17 protein-coding genes are annotated in these 14,522 nt (G+C 68.1%); 8 read left to right on the plus strand and 9 right to left on the minus strand.

Features of this window, described 5'->3' with window-relative positions; genetic code table 11:
* Positions 1 to 71: 71 nt before the first annotated feature.
* Positions 72 to 1,706: a BCCT family transporter gene (locus HNO51_RS18630; RefSeq protein WP_197448668.1), complete on the minus strand. Its 1,635-nt coding sequence runs from the start codon at positions 1,704 to 1,706 to the stop codon at positions 72 to 74.
* A gap of 170 nt (positions 1,707 to 1,876) precedes the next feature.
* Here HNO51_RS18630 and HNO51_RS18635 point away from each other — a divergent pair, with 170 nt between their 5' ends.
* The 6 genes from HNO51_RS18635 to HNO51_RS18660 all read left to right on the plus strand — a co-directional run bounded on the left by HNO51_RS18635 (position 1,877) and on the right by HNO51_RS18660 (position 5,237).
* On the plus strand, positions 1,877 to 2,872 hold the full coding sequence (locus HNO51_RS18635) for an LLM class flavin-dependent oxidoreductase (RefSeq protein ID WP_197448669.1): 996 nt from the start codon (positions 1,877 to 1,879) through the stop codon (positions 2,870 to 2,872).
* Complete coding sequence (locus HNO51_RS18640; RefSeq protein ID WP_197448670.1) at positions 2,869 to 3,594, plus strand: AzlC family ABC transporter permease; 726 nt, start codon at positions 2,869 to 2,871, stop codon at positions 3,592 to 3,594. Before HNO51_RS18635 ends, HNO51_RS18640 begins: the two co-directional genes overlap by 4 nt.
* Positions 3,591 to 3,902 (plus strand): AzlD family protein, encoded by a 312-nt coding sequence (locus tag HNO51_RS18645; RefSeq protein WP_209538053.1) that lies wholly within the window; start codon positions 3,591 to 3,593, stop codon positions 3,900 to 3,902. Before HNO51_RS18640 ends, HNO51_RS18645 begins: the two co-directional genes overlap by 4 nt.
* A gap of 73 nt (positions 3,903 to 3,975) precedes the next feature.
* Positions 3,976 to 4,365, plus strand: coding sequence for a hypothetical protein (locus HNO51_RS18650; RefSeq protein WP_197448672.1), 390 nt, complete (start codon positions 3,976 to 3,978; stop codon positions 4,363 to 4,365).
* A gap of 110 nt (positions 4,366 to 4,475) precedes the next feature.
* Entirely contained in the window at positions 4,476 to 4,838 is a 363-nt protein-coding gene (locus tag HNO51_RS18655) for a hypothetical protein (RefSeq protein ID WP_197448673.1), read from the plus strand.
* 6 nt (positions 4,839 to 4,844) lie between these two features.
* Positions 4,845 to 5,237, plus strand: a complete 393-nt coding sequence (locus HNO51_RS18660) for a c-type cytochrome (RefSeq protein ID WP_197448674.1) — start codon at positions 4,845 to 4,847, stop codon at positions 5,235 to 5,237.
* 5 nt (positions 5,238 to 5,242) lie between these two features.
* Here the strand turns inward: HNO51_RS18660 and HNO51_RS18665 are convergent, their stop codons facing one another.
* From HNO51_RS18665 to HNO51_RS18700, 8 genes are all read right to left on the minus strand, one after another.
* Entirely contained in the window at positions 5,243 to 6,052 is an 810-nt protein-coding gene (locus HNO51_RS18665) for an ABC transporter permease (protein ID WP_330932874.1), read from the minus strand.
* A complete protein-coding gene (locus tag HNO51_RS18670) occupies positions 6,043 to 6,816 on the minus strand; it encodes an ABC transporter ATP-binding protein (RefSeq protein WP_242597152.1) in 774 nt (257 codons plus the stop codon). Before HNO51_RS18670 ends, HNO51_RS18665 begins: the two co-directional genes overlap by 10 nt.
* Positions 6,813 to 7,814, minus strand: coding sequence for a PQQ-dependent catabolism-associated beta-propeller protein (locus tag HNO51_RS18675; RefSeq protein WP_197448675.1), 1,002 nt, complete (start codon positions 7,812 to 7,814; stop codon positions 6,813 to 6,815). Before HNO51_RS18675 ends, HNO51_RS18670 begins: the two co-directional genes overlap by 4 nt.
* A complete protein-coding gene (locus HNO51_RS18680) occupies positions 7,802 to 9,013 on the minus strand; it encodes an ABC transporter substrate-binding protein (protein WP_197448676.1) in 1,212 nt (403 codons plus the stop codon). The genes HNO51_RS18675 and HNO51_RS18680 overlap by 13 nt, the downstream gene beginning before the upstream one ends.
* Before the next feature lie 35 nt (positions 9,014 to 9,048).
* Positions 9,049 to 9,726 (minus strand): hypothetical protein, encoded by a 678-nt coding sequence (locus HNO51_RS18685; protein WP_209538054.1) that lies wholly within the window; start codon positions 9,724 to 9,726, stop codon positions 9,049 to 9,051.
* Complete coding sequence (locus HNO51_RS18690) at positions 9,723 to 10,565, minus strand: substrate-binding domain-containing protein (protein WP_197448678.1); 843 nt, start codon at positions 10,563 to 10,565, stop codon at positions 9,723 to 9,725. The genes HNO51_RS18685 and HNO51_RS18690 overlap by 4 nt, the downstream gene beginning before the upstream one ends.
* 43 nt (positions 10,566 to 10,608) lie before the next feature.
* A complete protein-coding gene (locus tag HNO51_RS18695; RefSeq protein WP_197448679.1) occupies positions 10,609 to 11,136 on the minus strand; it encodes a c-type cytochrome in 528 nt (175 codons plus the stop codon).
* A gap of 101 nt (positions 11,137 to 11,237) precedes the next feature.
* Positions 11,238 to 13,061, minus strand: a complete 1,824-nt coding sequence (locus HNO51_RS18700) for a methanol/ethanol family PQQ-dependent dehydrogenase (RefSeq protein WP_197448680.1) — start codon at positions 13,059 to 13,061, stop codon at positions 11,238 to 11,240.
* Positions 13,062 to 13,396: 335 nt separating this feature from the next.
* Here HNO51_RS18700 and pqqA point away from each other — a divergent pair, with 335 nt between their 5' ends.
* Together pqqA and pqqB are read left to right on the plus strand one after the other, a co-directional pair.
* Complete coding sequence (gene pqqA, locus HNO51_RS18705) at positions 13,397 to 13,468, plus strand: pyrroloquinoline quinone precursor peptide PqqA (protein WP_081786101.1); 72 nt, start codon at positions 13,397 to 13,399, stop codon at positions 13,466 to 13,468.
* 85 nt (positions 13,469 to 13,553) lie between these two features.
* The gene (gene pqqB / locus HNO51_RS18710; protein ID WP_197448681.1) at positions 13,554 to 14,480 is read left to right on the plus strand and encodes a pyrroloquinoline quinone biosynthesis protein PqqB; all 927 of its coding nucleotides are present in this window, start codon (positions 13,554 to 13,556) and stop codon (positions 14,478 to 14,480) included.
* The last annotated feature ends 42 nt before the right edge of the window (positions 14,481 to 14,522 follow it).

Here is a 14,522-nt window from a genome sequence, read left to right on the forward strand (position 1 = left end):
AGAGCTTACGACCTGCGCCCGTGCCTGGCTACCGGCAATCGACGCCCCGGCGCCGCAAGGGGAGGCGGACGCTAACCGCCTTCGCGCCGATTGATGCGCCGATTGATCACGTTGGGCGCACGCCGCAGACGCTCCTGCTCCCCCAGCGCCTCGGCCTCGAAGGCGTCGGCCCCCACTGGTGTCTCGCCATGGCGGCGATAGAGCTGGGTGAGCATGGACTGGCGGTCGGCGCGCAGCTCGCGGACCAGCACCACGATCATGCCGTAGAGGATGAAGGTGAAGGGCAGCGCCGAGAGTACCGCCGCCGACTGCAGCCCGGTCAGCCCCCCGGCGACGATCAGGGTGAGACAGATGGCGGCGATCAGCACGCCCCAGATTACCCGCTTGAACAGCGGTGGGTTGATCGAACCGTTGTCGGTCATCTGCGCCACGATGTAGGAGGCGGAGTCGGCCGAGGTCACCAGGAAGATGAAGATCAGCAGCATGGCGATCACCGATAGCACGCCGGTGAAGGGCATGAGCTCGAACATCTCGAACAGCGCCACGGTGATGTTGTCCTCGGTGGCCGCCGCCAGCCCGGCGTCGCCGGCCAGCTCCATGTGCAGGGCGGCGCCGCCGAACACGCCGATCCACAGGCAGGCCAGCAGCGGCGGCACGATCAGCACGCCGAAGACGTACTCCTGGATGGTGCGCCCGCGCGACACGCGCGCCACGAAGGTACCGACGAAGGGCGACCAGGCGATGACCCAGGCCCAGTAGAAGATGGTCCAGTTGGCCGCCCAGGTGTTGTCGGAAAACGGCGAGATACGCAGGCTCATGCCGATGAAGTTCTGCAGGTAATCGCCGATGCCAAGGGTGATGGTCTCGAGGATCATCACCGTGGGGCCGGTCACCAGCACGTAGAGCATCAACCCAATGCACAGGATCATGTTGAGGTTGGAGAGCCGGCGGATGCCCTTGTCCAGCCCCGACCAGGTCGAGGCCATGTAGGCCAGGAACATCGCGAGCAGGATGACGAACTGCCACAGTCCGCTCTCGGGCAGGCCGAACACGGCGTTGAAGCCGCCATTGAGCTGCAGCACGCCCAGCCCCAGCGAGGTCGCCACTCCCATGACGGTGGCCACCACGGCGAACACGTCCAGGGTCGGCGCATAGGGCCGCACCCGCGGGTACTTGGCGGCGATCGACGACAGCACCGACGAGACCAGCCCGGCCTGCCCCTTGCGGAACTGGAAGTAGGCGATGATCAGCCCCACCACCGAGAAGGCCGCCCATTGGTGGATGCCCCAGTTGAAGTAGCTGTACTGGATGGCATAGCGCGCCGCCTCGGTGCTCTCGGCGGGCACATCGGCGTAGGGTGGCTCGACGTAGTGCAGCATCGGCTCGGCCATGCCGTAGAACACCAGCCCCACGCCGAAGCCGGCCGCCAGCAGCATGCTGACCCAGGAGAAGAAGCTGAAGCTCGGCGTGCTGTCCTGAGGCCCGAGGCGGACCTTGCCGTACTTGCTGAGGGCCAGGGCCAGCAGGAAGATGACGAAGCCGAATACCGAGAAGAGGTAGAACCAGCCGAACAGCCGCGTGACGGCGCCGAGCGCGGTATCGGCGGCGGCAGCGAATGCCTCGGGAAAACCGGCACCGGCTGCCACCAGCGCCAGGATGATCAGGGCCGATGCGGCAAAGACCCGCTGCCCTCCGTGATTGGCCATAAGGCGCTCCTCGTTCCGTCCTTGGACGCCCTCATCCTAGCAGCCCAACCCCGACGCCACACAAATCACTGGCATCGGCGCCCTTCCTGACCATAAAACCATTGCATCGAGGCGCCGACGCGACGATTCTGGAGAAACCAAGCAGGCTAAGTTTCCGACGAGTCTCGAACATGTCCCGACTTTCCGATACCCCGCTTTCCGTGCTCGACCTGGCACCGATCCGCCAGGGCGGTACCATCGCCGACAGCTTTGCGGAGAGCGTGGCACTGGCACGGCTGACCGAACGCCTCGGCTTCACCCGCTACTGGCTGGCCGAGCACCACAGCCTCGACGGCATCGCCAGTGCCGCCACCGCGGTGCTGATCGGCCATATTGCCGGCGCCACCTCGCGCATCCGCGTGGGCAGCGGCGGCATCATGCTGCCCAACCACCCGCCGCTGGTCATCGCCGAGCAGTTCGGCACCCTGGAGACCCTCTACCCGGGCCGCATCGACCTGGGGCTGGGGCGCGCCCCTGGCTCCGACGCCGCCACCATGGCCGCGCTGCGCCGCGACCCCTACGCCGGGGCCGAGAACTTCCCCGAGCTGCTCGCCGAGCTGCAGGGCTTTCTCGACGACGAGCAACCCGGCCAGCGCGTGCGTGCGGTGCCCGGCCAGGGCACCCGGGTGCCGCTGTGGCTGCTCGGCTCCAGCGGCTACAGCGCCCAGCTCGCCGCCCGCGAGGGGCTGCCGTTCGCCTTCGCCGCCCAGTTCGCCCCGGGCTACCTGCACGAGGCGTTGCGCCTTTATCGCGACAACTTTCGCCCCTCGGCACGGCTCGAGCGCCCCTACGCCATGGTCGGGCTGCCGGTGATCGCCGCCGAGGACGACGCGCGCGCCGAGTGGCTTGCCTCTACCACCCGCCAGAAATTCCTCGGCATGGTGCGCGGCCGCCGTACCCGCTCGCTGCCGCCGGTCGATACCCTCGACTGGACGCCGATGGAGCGGGTCCAGGTGGAGCAGTTCCTCGGCGCGGCAGTGATCGGCGGGCCCGACACCGTGCGCGAGGGGCTCGAGCGCTTCCTCGAGCAGACCGGCGCCGACGAGCTGATGCTCAACAGCGACCTCTATGCCCACGACGACCGCCTGCGCAGCTACGAGATCGTCGCCGAGGTGTGGCGCCAATGACCACGTCCACCCCCGGGGCCCGGCTCGATCTCGCCGGCGTCCTCGCCGGCATCCGTCGCATGGCGCCGCTGTCGCTGTTCGTGGTGATCTTCGGCCTGGCCTTCGGCGTGGCGGCGCTGTCGCGCGGGCTCTCGGGCCTCGAAGCAGTGCTGATGAGTGCGCTGGTGTTCGCCGGTGCCTCGCAGTTCGCCGCCCTGGAGCTGTGGGGCCCCGAAATTCCGCTGCTGCCGCTGGTCGCCACCACCTTCGCCATCAACGCCCGCCACCTGCTGATGGGGGCCGCCATCCAGCCGTGGCTGGCGCATCTCCCTCCGGCACAGCGCTACGCCAGCCTGGTGGTGATGAGCGATTCCAACTGGGCCATGGCCGCCGCCGATCGCCAGCGGGGCGAGACCAACGTCGGCATGCTGGTGGGCGGCGGCATCGCGCTGTGGCTGACCTGGCTTGCCGGCACGCTGCTCGGCGTGCTCTTCGGCAGTGGCATCGACGAGCCCGAGCGCTTCGGCCTCGACGTGATCATGGGCTGCTTCCTGCTGGCGATGCTGGTGGGCGGACGACGCGACCTGTCGATGCTGTTGCCGTGGAGCGCCGCCGCGCTGGCCGCGCTGGCCGCCATGGCCTGGTTGCCGCCTCACTCCCATGTGATCGTCGGCGCCCTGGCCGGCGGACTGGCCGGCCTGCTGGTTTCGCCCGGGCACGGAGAGCGGGAGGCCGCCGCATGAGCCTGCCCTCGACGCTGGTGGGAGCGGTCGTCGCCATCCTCCTCATGGCGCTAGTCACCTACCTGACCCGCGCCGGTGGTGTGTTCGTGATGGCGCGGATTCCCATCGGCCCCAGGGTGGAGCGCTTCATCAACGCCATGGCGGGCTCGGTGCTGGTAGCAGTGATCACGCCCATGGCCTTCCAGGGCGACTGGGGCGCACGCCTGGCGCTGGTGGCCACGCTCGCGGTGATGCTGGCCACGCAGAAGACGCTGGCGGCGATCAGCGCCGGCATCGCGACCGCAGCGCTGTGGCGGCTGCTCGCATAGGGGAACGATCCCCGGCCCGTAGCCTCAAAGGGACAGCCATTCCGCACGCCGCTTGGCGGCGCCATCATCGGAGATGCTCATGTTCGACAACGACCCGCGCCGCAACGCTGCCTGGCAGGCGGCCCAGCAATGGCGCTCCCGGGCGCGGCAGGCCCCTCGCGGCCCCTTGGGTGGGCTCAAGCTCATCGTCACCTGGCTACTGTTCGGCCTGCTGCTGATCGTCGGCACCGTGCTCGGCCTGTTCTTCCTGCTGCTGGGCTGGGCCATGCTGCCGATCGTGCGCTACCGCATGAAGAAGCGCCTCGAGCAGATCCGCGCCGAGCAAGCCAAGGACGCCGGCGGCGGCTACCACTACCGCGAGACCCACTACCGCGAGACCCGCTATCGAGGGAATCCCGGAGCGGGCGAGCATGAGCTGCTCGAGGGCGACTACGAGGTGCGCGACGATGAGCGCAGGGGATGACCGCCCGCCTCACGGCGCGAAGTCGACAAGCCACGCTATGCAGTGGAAAAGGTAGCCGGACTGCCATACCTTGAGCCATACGATCCCGAATGCTTCCGGAGACAACAACAATGCCTCGACTTCGGACGACAGCGGCCGGCGCGCTGCGCCAGACGGCGCTCGCCTGCCTGCTGCTCCCCCTCGCCGCGGCGAGCCTGGCCAACGACTACCCCACCGAGGCACGCGTCGACTACGTGCTGGGCTGCATGGCCTCCAACGGCAACGATTACCTGACCATGCAGAAGTGCGCCTGCAGCATCGACGTGATCGCCGAGCATCTGCCCTATGCCACCTACGAGCAGGTCGAGACGGTGCTGGGCATGCAGGACCAACGCGGCGAACTCGGCGTGCTGTTCCGCACCGAGCGCGGCATGCAGGACCAGGTCGACGCTCTGCGTCAGGCCCAGGCCGACGCCAACCTGCGCTGCTTCTGAGGCCACGTGACGCGCCCCCGCCGCTCCTTCGGCCTGCCGCCGATCGGCCTCGCGCTGGCGATGCTCGTCATCCCGACACCGGGCATCGCTGCCGAGCTTGCCGAGGGCGAGCGCCTGTTCCGTTCGCAGTGCATCGGCTGCCACAGCATCGAGCCCGGCCGGCACCTGGCCGGGCCCAGCCTGCACGGCGTGTTCGGCCGCGCGGCCGGCAGCCTCGCGGACTTCGACTACTCGCCGACGCTGCAAGAAGCCGAGCATGTGTGGAACCGCGAGACCCTCGACGCCTTCCTCGCCGGGCCCGATGCCTTCCTGCCTGGCACCCGCATGGTGCTGTGGGGGCTCGACGAACGCTCGCGCGGCCGCATCATCGACTACCTGGAGAGCGTCGCCGAGCCCTGACGCACTCAGTCGCCGCCGCCCCCCTTGCGTGCCAGCAGTCCCCGGGAAGGGTTATAGCCGAGAATCGCCAGCGCCAGCAGCAGCGCCGCCACCGCCACGCTGATCGTCACCGCCTCGGCGTTGAAGCGCTGGTACATGGCGAAGCGGATCATCTCCACGGCATGGGTGAAGGGGTTGAGCGCGGCGATCTGGTAGACCAGGTAGCTGCCCTCACGGATGCGCCACAGCGGATAGAGCGCCGAGGAGAGGAAGAACAGCGGGAAGATGACGAAGTTCATCACCCCGGCGAAGTTCTCCAGCTGGCGGATGAGGGAAGAGAGCAGCAGCCCCAGCGCACCGACCATGAACCCCGTCACCAGCAGCGCTGGCAGCACGTAGAGGTAGCCCAGCGGGGGCGCCTGGATGCCGTAGGCCCAGGCGATGGCGAGGAACACGTAGACCTGCACCACCGAGACCAGGGTGCTGGCCAGGAGCTTGCACAGCAGCAGGTACCAGCGCGGGAAGGGGCTGACCAGCAGCACCCGCATGCTGCCCATCTCGCGGTCATAGACCATGGACAGCGAGCTCTGCATGCCGTTGAACAGCTGGATCATGCCCACCAGCCCCGGCACGATGTAGACCTCGTAGAGGATGTAGGTCTGGTAGGGCTCGGTCATGGCGACACCCAGCGCCATGCGAAAGCCGGTGGCGAACACGAACAGCCACACCAGCGGCCGCACCAGCGCGGCCAGGAAACGGCTGCGCTGGTGCAGGAAGCGCAGCAGCTCGCGCCCCACCACGCCGCGCAGGCAGTGCAGCCAGGGCATCACTTGCATGCGGCCTCCTCGTCCCCGACCAGCAGATCGAAGGCTTCGCCCAGGGTCTCGACGCCGAGCCGGGCGGTGAGCGCCTCGGTGCGCTCGTCGGCCAGCAGCTTCCCGCGGTGCAGCACCACGACCCGGTCACCGGGGCGTACCTCGTCGATCAGATGGGTGGCCCACAGCACCGCCACGCCCTCCTCGGCGCACAGCCGATGGGCATGCTCGACCAGCTCGCGGCGCGAGGCGATGTCGAGCCCCACGGTAGGCTCGTCGAGCAGCAGCAGGCGCGGCCCGTGCATCAGGCCACGGGCGATCTCCACCCGCCGCCGCTGGCCGCCGGAGAGGCGCCGCACCCGCGTGCGCCGCTGATCGTCGAGGCCTACGCGCTCGAGCTGCGCCAGCGCCCGGGCCTTCGCCTCGCGCCGCCCCATGCCGTGCAGGGCGCCATGGTAGGCGAGGTTCTGCGCCACGCTGAGATCGAGATCCAGGGTCGGCTGCTGAAACACCACGCCGATGCGGGCGTGGGCCTGCACCGCCTGGCGACGCACGTCGTAGCCACCGATGCGGATCTCGCCCTGGCGGCGGTCGTGCAGCCGCGTGATCAGCGAGAACAGCGTGGTCTTGCCGGCGCCATTGGGGCCGAGCAGCACGACGAACTCCCCGGCCTCGACGCTCAGGGAGACATCATCGAGCACCCGCCTGTCGCCGTAGGCAAAGCTCAGCTGGCGGATCTCCAGGGCAGGCACCGCTTCGCCATGCCGAACGTTGGCGTCGCTCACGGCTCGACGATCACACCCCAGGGGAAGCGTCCCACCGGGATCGACTTGACCGCCCGCAGGCCGTCCACCTCGATCATGGTGACGTCGCCGCTGACGCCGTTGGTGGTGTAGAGCCGGCTCTCGTCGCCGTTGAGCGCCAGGTGCCAGACCCGCTGGCCGACCAGAAGGTAGTCGAGCACCTCGTAGCTCTGCTGATCGATCACCGCCACCCGGTTGGAGGGCCCCAGGGCGACGAAGGCATAGCGCCCGTCGGAGGTCAGCGCGACGCCTACCGCCTGCACGGTTTCCCGCGGCACCCCGGGCACGTCGAAGCGGATCACGTGCTCGACATCGAAGCTCTCCTCCATGTCGAGGATGGAGACGGTGCCGGCAATCTCCGACGAGACCCAGGCCTTGCGGCCATCGTGAGTGAACTCGGCATGCCGCGGCCGAGCCCCCACCAGGCGATGATGTACCGCCTCCATAGCCTCGAGGTCGATGATGTGCGCCATGTTGGAGGTCTCGCTGGTGGAGATCAGCCAGCGCCCGTCGGGGCTGATGCCAAGCCCCTCCGGCTCGACTCCCACCGGGATCTCGGTGACCAGGGTGCGCCGCTGGTAGTCGAGCACCGAGACGATGTTGTCGTCCTCGTTGGAGACGTAGACGTGGGGGCGGTTGGGGTCGACGCGGATCACCTCCGGATCGTCGCCCGCGGATTGGCTGCGCACCACCTGCAGCGTCTCGAGGTCGATCATGTCGATGGATTCGTCGTCGCCCACCGCCACGAACAGCTCGCTGCCGTCGCTGCTGAAGGCCATGGCGCGGGGACGGCGGCCGACGCGGATGGTTTCCACGACTTCCAGGGAGTCGCCGTCGATCACCGAGACGGTGTTGTCCTTCTCGTTGGAGACGAAGATCCGCTCCGCCTGGGCACTCGCGGGCAACAGCGTCAGCGCCCCCAGGACCAGCCCGAGCAGGCCATGCTCGAGCCTCGTTTCGCGGCGATTCAGAAGCGGCATGTCGATTCCCCCTCGTCGGCGCCCAGCGAATCGAGCGGCGTGCGTGAATGCAGGTAGCCTTCCTGCGGCGACACCGAGGCCACCATGCGCGGCCCGGTGATCAGGATCGGCTGACGAAGCTGGTGGTTCCATCGGCGATAGCTGACCGGCAGGCCCAGGTAGCCGGCCAGCTCGAACTCCTCGCCGAGCAGGTAGTCGAGGATCGCCTGGCGCTCGACGGAACCGGTGCGCGCCGCCGCCTCGCCCAGCGAACGCACCGCCAGCCAGGCGCCAAAGTCGCGCGGCGTCATCCAGCGCTCGGCGTGCTCCTCGAAACGGCGCTGCAGCTGCACCGCTCCCCAGGACTCGTGGGCGCGGTGCCAGGGCGTGGCGATCAGCCCCTGGGTGCCGACCACCGGCCGCGGCAGCCAGGTCTGGTAGGGGAAGTACTCGCCGAAATAGTCGGTCTCGTCGGCGATCACCAGCACGTCGTGTTCGGGCAGCTCCTGCACGAACACCGGGATCTCGCGCTGGATGGCATGAAAGCCCCCTTCGGCGCGGCGCGCCATGGGGTCGTAAGGCCACTGCCGATCGCCCACGATGCGGTGGCCGTAGCGCTCGGCGGCGGCGCGCAGCGCCTCGGCCAGGATCCGATCCTCCTCGGTGTTGCCGTAGACCAGCGCCCAGCGATCCCACCGCTTGAAGCCGAGGAACTGGGCCAGGGCATCGGCCAGCATGCGCCGGCTGGGGGTGGTGTGGTAGAGCGCGGGATGACACGCCTCGCCGCGCAGCGCGTCGTCCGGCGAGCCGGCGTTGAACACCACCCGATCGCCGCGCGCGGGATGTGCCATCAGCTCGCTCACGGCTTCGCCGGGCAGGCCGCTGACAATCCACTCCACGCCCTGTTCGACCAGCGCCTCCAGCGCCGCACCGACGTCGCCGCCCTGGGCCACTTCCGCCTCGTGCAGCACGAACTCCTGCCCCAGGAACTGCGCCGAGGCGTTGTTGTCGCTGATCCCCAGGCGGGCGCCCTGCACGCCTTCGTCGTCGAGCACGGGGTCGAGCACCGAAAGCGGCTCCCGGTCGTCGGGGCGCTCCATGCCCAGGTAGCCCACGACGATGGGCTCCAGCGTCTCGGCCGCCAACAGCGCCGGCCAACCCAGGCCACAGGCCAGCCCCCCCAGCGCCAGCCAGCGAAGGGAACGCGGTAATGTGCTCATGCGTGCTCCTCAGGCAGCCTGCGCTGCTGCCGTTGTCATGGGTTCTCACCACCTGGCTCGGGCATGTGCGCCATGATCTCCCGGACCATGCGGGACAGCCGTTCTTCCAGCAGGTAGGGCTGGTCGCACATGGCCGGCAGCGCCTGCTGGCGATGCTGGAAGGTGCGCTGCTCCCAGAACAGCGCCTCGGAGAGCCGCTCGGCCTCTGCTGCGTCGGCCCTCTCCTCGGCACGGCGCTGCTCCAGCTCGTCGACCATGTCCGAGATCGCCTCCAGGCGTGCGAGCTGGGCGCGGGAGGCACGGCGAATCCCTTCGATGGTGCGCCGACGCTCACGGTTGGTGAGCTCGAACAGGCCGGCGAAGAGCAGCGTCAGGCGCCGCTCCACCTCCTCGTCATTCGCGGCCTCCTCGTCCAGCGTTTCGACGAACTCACGTACCCGCGCCAGCGCCTGGTCCACCGGAGTCGAGCGCGAGGTGGCGAAGCGCGCGACCCGGCCGACCTCCTCATCCTCCCACCAGGCCTGCTCCAGCTCGTCCGGCGATGGCCCGGTCCACAGAGTGCCCCAGGCCAGCTCGGGAATCAGACGCTGCACGCAGGGCCAATCGGGCGGCCCCGCCGCGGCGCGCTGGGCCTCGACCGGGGCCACCCCCGCCAGGGCCAGGCCCACGGCGACGCCCAGCGACAGCAGGGACACACGATGCGCTCCCCTCATGAACCCTCTCCCTGGCCAGCTTCGATCAATCGGCCACGCCGGTCGAGCAGCGGCACCCCGTAGTCGGCGAGGATGGCGTCGATCTCCGCCTGGTGGCGGTCAATGAAGTCGTTGATCCAGTCCTTCCAGTGGGGCTCGCCGTGCCTGACGCCCATGGTGATGCGGTAGTCGAGCTGGGCACCCGTGTCGTCGTCGACCAGCGGAATGACCTCGAGCGGCGGGTCCTGCCGGGCCGCGTAGTAGCCGGCCAGCGGCCCCCACAGCACGGCACCGTCGGTATGGCCGCTGACGACGTCCTCGATGGCGTCGCGCACCGGTGCGCGCACCCGGGTATCGACCATCAACGGGTAACCTTGTATCCGCGCCCCGCTGCGGCGCAGCGGCACCGCCGGCGGGGTCTCGGCCACCACGCCGATGCGCCGCCCCTCGAAGGCCGGGTCGCTCAGGCGGGTGACGTCGAGCTCGGAATCCTCGGGCACCACCAGGGAGTACACCGAGCGGTAGTAGGGGTTGGTGTTCTGCACGAACTCGTAGCCGGCCGGCGTGCCCATGATCAGGTCGCAGACGCGCAGCTCCAGGGTGTTGCGCACGAAACCCATCACCTGGGGCGCCCAGACGTAGGTCAGGGGCACCCCCAGGTCTTCTGCCATCATCTCGGCGATACGATTCTCGAAGCCCTCGCCGGCCTGGTTGCTGAAGGGGAGATTGTTGCCATCGGCACAGACCCGCAGGGCCTCGCGCTCCTGGCGTTCCGGGGGTTCGGCGACGGCGGTACTGGCAGCGACCAGGCCCAGGATCAGCATCGCGGTACGCACGCTTTGACGGCAGGCAGCTCTCATGCATCCTCCGCTGGCGGAAATGACACGGCGAACGGAGCCCCGTTCACTCGGCGTTCGCTTCCTCGGCGGCCTCGGCCTCTTGCTCCCCTGCCACGCCGTTTGCGTCGCTCTTCGCGTCCGGCTCCTGCATCGATTCGATGATCTCGGGGCGACCTCGCCCCAGACCGCCCTCGCCGCGTGCGCGCAGGTAGCTGAATATCTTTGGAATATTGCCCATGACGTTGGGATCGTCGGCAAAGGAGGGCATCACCTGGCCGGGCTGAACCTCACGCCCCGAGGCGATGGTGCCGGCGAAATTCTCCCAGCCACGCCGCTCCACGGCGCGAACAAGGTTGGGCGCAAAGGAGGAGCCCAGGCCATCCGGCCCGTGGCAGGCCATGCATACCCGGGTGTAGATGAGGTAGCCCTCGTAGGTGTCGGGGTCGACCTTGCCGTCCTCGACGACGAAGGCCCCGGGCGCCTCGCCGGTGACGCGATGCTCCTCGGCCAGGCCGGCCTGGACCAGCCCCAGCGTCAGCAGGGCGGCGAACGTGGGAAGAATACCGTGGCGGGCACGTGCGAATAGCGTCATGCAGGTCTTCCTTCTACAGCGGACGCGCCGTAAGCGACGACGCCGGAAAGACGAGGTTGGGCAGGTATGGCAGCGCCATACCCGCCCGATCATGTACCGACTCAATCCGGTAGCGCGAACACCGTCAGCACACCGCCGAGCTTGGTGTAGTCACCCAGCGCAGAGAAGGCACTCACCGCGCCGAGCCCGTCCTCGGGGTTCTCCAGACCGGCCGCCAGGCCGATGCCGGCCCAACCGCCGACCCCCGAGAGCACAGCCACGTACTGCTTGCCTTCGTGCATGAAGGTGTTGACGTTGCCGATGATCCCGGAGGGGGTCTTGAAGCGCCACAGCTCCTCGCCGCTCTCGATGTCGACGGCCTTCACGTGCCCTTCCAGCGTGCCGTAGAAGGCCAGGTCACCGGCGGTAGCCAGCGCCCCGCTCCACACGGCGAAGCGTTCATCGATCTCCCACACGGTCTCGCCGGCGACCGGATCCCAGGCGATGAAGCTGCCCATGCGCCCTTCCATGCTGCCGTTCTGGGTCGGCGCCGGCATCATGGTCAGCGTCGCGCCCACGTAGGGCTGGCCGGCCACGTACTCGGCCTCGAAGGGCTCATAGTTCATGCAGATGCGGTTGATGCCGGCATAGATCAGCCCGGTGCGCGGCGAGTAGGCGCTCGGCTGCATGTTCTTGGCCCCCATGGCGGTGGGGCAGATGTCGGTGGTGTTGACGTTCACCCCCTGGCGGTAGGTGCTGTACTGCTCGTTGACGTTGGGTCGGCCGGTCTCCATGTCGTAGTCGTCGGCCCAGTTGGTCTCGGGCGCGAACTTCTCCGCCACCAGCAGCTCGCCGGTCTCGCGGTCGAGCAGGAAGCCGAAGCCGGTGCGGTCGATGATCGCCAGCCCCTTGCGCTGCTCGCCCTCGATCTCGACGTCGATCAGCTGGTTCTCGTTGACCCCGTCGTAGTCCCACTCGTCGAAGGGCACCTTCTGATAGACCCACTTGACCGAGCCGTCGTTGGGATCACGAGCGAACACGGTGATGGCCCACTTGTTGTCGGCCGGCTCGCCGTCCTTGGTACGCTGCTCGGGGTTCCAGGTCCCCGGGTTGCCGGTGCCGTAGTAGATCAGGTCGAGCTCGGGGTCGTAGGTGATCCAGCCCCAGGGCGCGCCGCCGCCGCGCTCCCACTCGCCCTCGGGCCAGGTGGAAACGCCGAGGTCGGCCTCGCCGATCGGCTCGCCCAGCATGGTGGTGGTCTCGGGATCGATCAGCACCTCGTCGTCCGGCCCGGTGGAGTAGCCGCGCCACACCTGCTCGCCGGTCTCGACGTCGTAGGCGGTGAGGTGGCCGCGGATGCCGTACTCGCCGCCGCTGACACCGATCAACACCTTGTCGTGCACCACCAGCGGCGACATCGTGTTGGTCTCGCCGACGGTGTGGTCGCCGTTGCTGACGTCCCACAGCAGCTCGCCGGTCTCGGCATCCAGCGCGATCAGGGTGTTGTCGGCCTGGCCGAGGAACAGGCGGCCATCGGCGTAGGCCAACCCGCGGTTGACCGTGTCGCAGCACATCACCGGTATGACACGGGAGTCCTGGTCCGGCTCGTAGCTCCAGATCACCCGGCCCTCGTCCTCCAGGTCGAGGGCGAAAATCTTGTTGGGGAAGGGGGTGTGTATGTACAGGCGGCCGTCGCCGACATAGAGGGGGCCACCCTCGTGGCCGCGCAACACCCCGGTGGAGAACTGCCAGACCGCGCGCAACTCATCAACGTTGTCGCGGTTGATCTGGTCCAGCTCACTGAAGCGATTGCCCTGATAGTTGCCCAGTTGGGTCGCCCAGTACTCCGGGTTCTGCTGGAGTTCGAGTTGATTCTGGTTGGCGTGCGCCACCGATATGGCCATCAACCCCATGGCCGCAATTGCATAACCTGTCTCCCTAAGCATGGCGTGGTCTCCGTCTCACTGAAGGTGTGCCTGGGGAAACGGCACATCTTGTATCGTTGTGTTTCAGCTATTGACACTGTGAAGGTCTAGCACAACTTTCCGCGGCCACAGGGAAAAAGGCGTAATTTGGGCATCGCTTAAAGCTCAAAAGACTATTGCCTCTTGGCAACAATCCCTTCGCTTCGCCAGGTAAGCCGCATCGCAGCGGCGTTTCAAAGGGTTTCCGTCGCCCTTCCGTCCGGACTTATTCGACTTAGGTCGAAAGGCAGTCGCGCCGTTCGCTGCTTTACTGGAAGTGCATGCCATCAAATCCACCCCAATGTGGAGGGGCTCCTATGTGGACCAAGCCTGCGTATACCGATCTCCGTCTCGGTTTCGAAGTCACGCTGTACATCTCCAACCGCTGAACTCAGGGCATGAGGCAGCATCGACCGGCTGACGCTCTCCTCGGGCGTCAGCCGTCGTTCGTTTACACCGGCAACGGAGCCCTGCATGCACGTACTGGTTCTGGGCGCGGCCGCCGGCGGCGGCTTTCCCCAGTGGAACTGCAACTGCTCGCTGTGCCGCGGCCTGCGCGAGGGCCGCATCGACGCGACACCCCGCACCCAATCGTCGATCGCCATCAGCAGCGACGGCGAGCGCTGGCTGCTGTGCAACGCCTCGCCCGACATCCGCGCCCAGCTGGCCGCCAACCCTGAACTCCATCCGCGCCGGATCCCCCGCGACAGCGGTATCAGCGGCGTGCTGCTGGTGGATGCCCAGATCGATCACGCCACCGGCCTCTTGTCGCTGCGCGAGGGCTGTCCCTTCGACGTGTGGTGCACGCCCAACGTGCACCAGGACCTGAGCAGCGGCTTTCCTCTGTTCACCATGCTGGAGCACTGGGGCGGCCTGGCCTGGCGTCCCATCGCCATCGACGAGGCCCATCAGGAGGCCGAGTTCGAAGTCCCGGCCTGCCCCGGTCTAGCCTTTACCGCCGTGGCGCTGACCAGCAACGCACCGCCCTACTCGCCACGCCGCGGCGCCCCCACACCGGGCGACAACATCGGCCTGCTGATCGAGGACCGCGCGCGCGGCACGCGGCTGTTCTACGCCCCCGGGCTCGGCCGGCTCGACGAGCGGGTGCGCGGTTTCCTGCGCCAGGCCAACTGCGTACTGGTCGACGGCACCCTGTGGCACGACGACGAGCTGATCCGTGCCGGCGTGGGACAGGCCACCGGCACCGACATGGGCCACCTGGCGCTGGCGGGCAGCGGTGGCTTGCTGGAGGCGCTGGGGGAACTGCCCCGGTCGACTCGCCGAGTGCTGATCCACATCAACAACACCAACCCGCTCCTCGACGAGCGTTCGCCGGAGCGGGCCGTACTGGATGAGACCGGCATCGAGGTCGCCTTCGACGGCATGCGCCTGGAGATATGAACCGACCCCTGACTCCGACGTCACAACGATAACGATCACTCC

It is taken from the genome of Billgrantia sulfidoxydans (assembly GCF_017868775.1).
Classification (GTDB): Bacteria; Pseudomonadota; Gammaproteobacteria; order Pseudomonadales; family Halomonadaceae; genus Halomonas; species Halomonas sulfidoxydans.

Excerpts from the sequence above, each read along its gene's own strand:
- HNO51_RS18630 (WP_197448668.1), bottom strand. The coding sequence starts at position 1,706 with ATGGCCAATCACGGAGGGCAGCGGGTCTTTGCCGCATCGGCCCTGATC.
- HNO51_RS18635 (WP_197448669.1), top strand. The coding sequence starts at position 1,877 with ATGTCCCGACTTTCCGATACCCCGCTTTCCGTGCTCGACCTGGCACCG.
- HNO51_RS18640 (WP_197448670.1), top strand. The coding sequence starts at position 2,869 with ATGACCACGTCCACCCCCGGGGCCCGGCTCGATCTCGCCGGCGTCCTC.
- HNO51_RS18645 (WP_209538053.1), top strand. The coding sequence starts at position 3,591 with ATGAGCCTGCCCTCGACGCTGGTGGGAGCGGTCGTCGCCATCCTCCTC.
- HNO51_RS18650 (WP_197448672.1), top strand. The coding sequence starts at position 3,976 with ATGCTCATGTTCGACAACGACCCGCGCCGCAACGCTGCCTGGCAGGCG.
- HNO51_RS18655 (WP_197448673.1), top strand. The coding sequence starts at position 4,476 with ATGCCTCGACTTCGGACGACAGCGGCCGGCGCGCTGCGCCAGACGGCG.
- HNO51_RS18665 (WP_330932874.1), bottom strand. The coding sequence starts at position 6,052 with ATGCAAGTGATGCCCTGGCTGCACTGCCTGCGCGGCGTGGTGGGGCGC.
- HNO51_RS18675 (WP_197448675.1), bottom strand. The coding sequence starts at position 7,814 with ATGCCGCTTCTGAATCGCCGCGAAACGAGGCTCGAGCATGGCCTGCTC.
- HNO51_RS18680 (WP_197448676.1), bottom strand. The coding sequence starts at position 9,013 with ATGAGCACATTACCGCGTTCCCTTCGCTGGCTGGCGCTGGGGGGGCTG.
- HNO51_RS18685 (WP_209538054.1), bottom strand. The coding sequence starts at position 9,726 with ATGAGGGGAGCGCATCGTGTGTCCCTGCTGTCGCTGGGCGTCGCCGTG.
- HNO51_RS18690 (WP_197448678.1), bottom strand. The coding sequence starts at position 10,565 with ATGAGAGCTGCCTGCCGTCAAAGCGTGCGTACCGCGATGCTGATCCTG.
- HNO51_RS18695 (WP_197448679.1), bottom strand. The coding sequence starts at position 11,136 with ATGACGCTATTCGCACGTGCCCGCCACGGTATTCTTCCCACGTTCGCC.
- HNO51_RS18700 (WP_197448680.1), bottom strand. The coding sequence starts at position 13,061 with ATGCTTAGGGAGACAGGTTATGCAATTGCGGCCATGGGGTTGATGGCC.
- pqqB (WP_197448681.1), top strand. The coding sequence starts at position 13,554 with ATGCACGTACTGGTTCTGGGCGCGGCCGCCGGCGGCGGCTTTCCCCAG.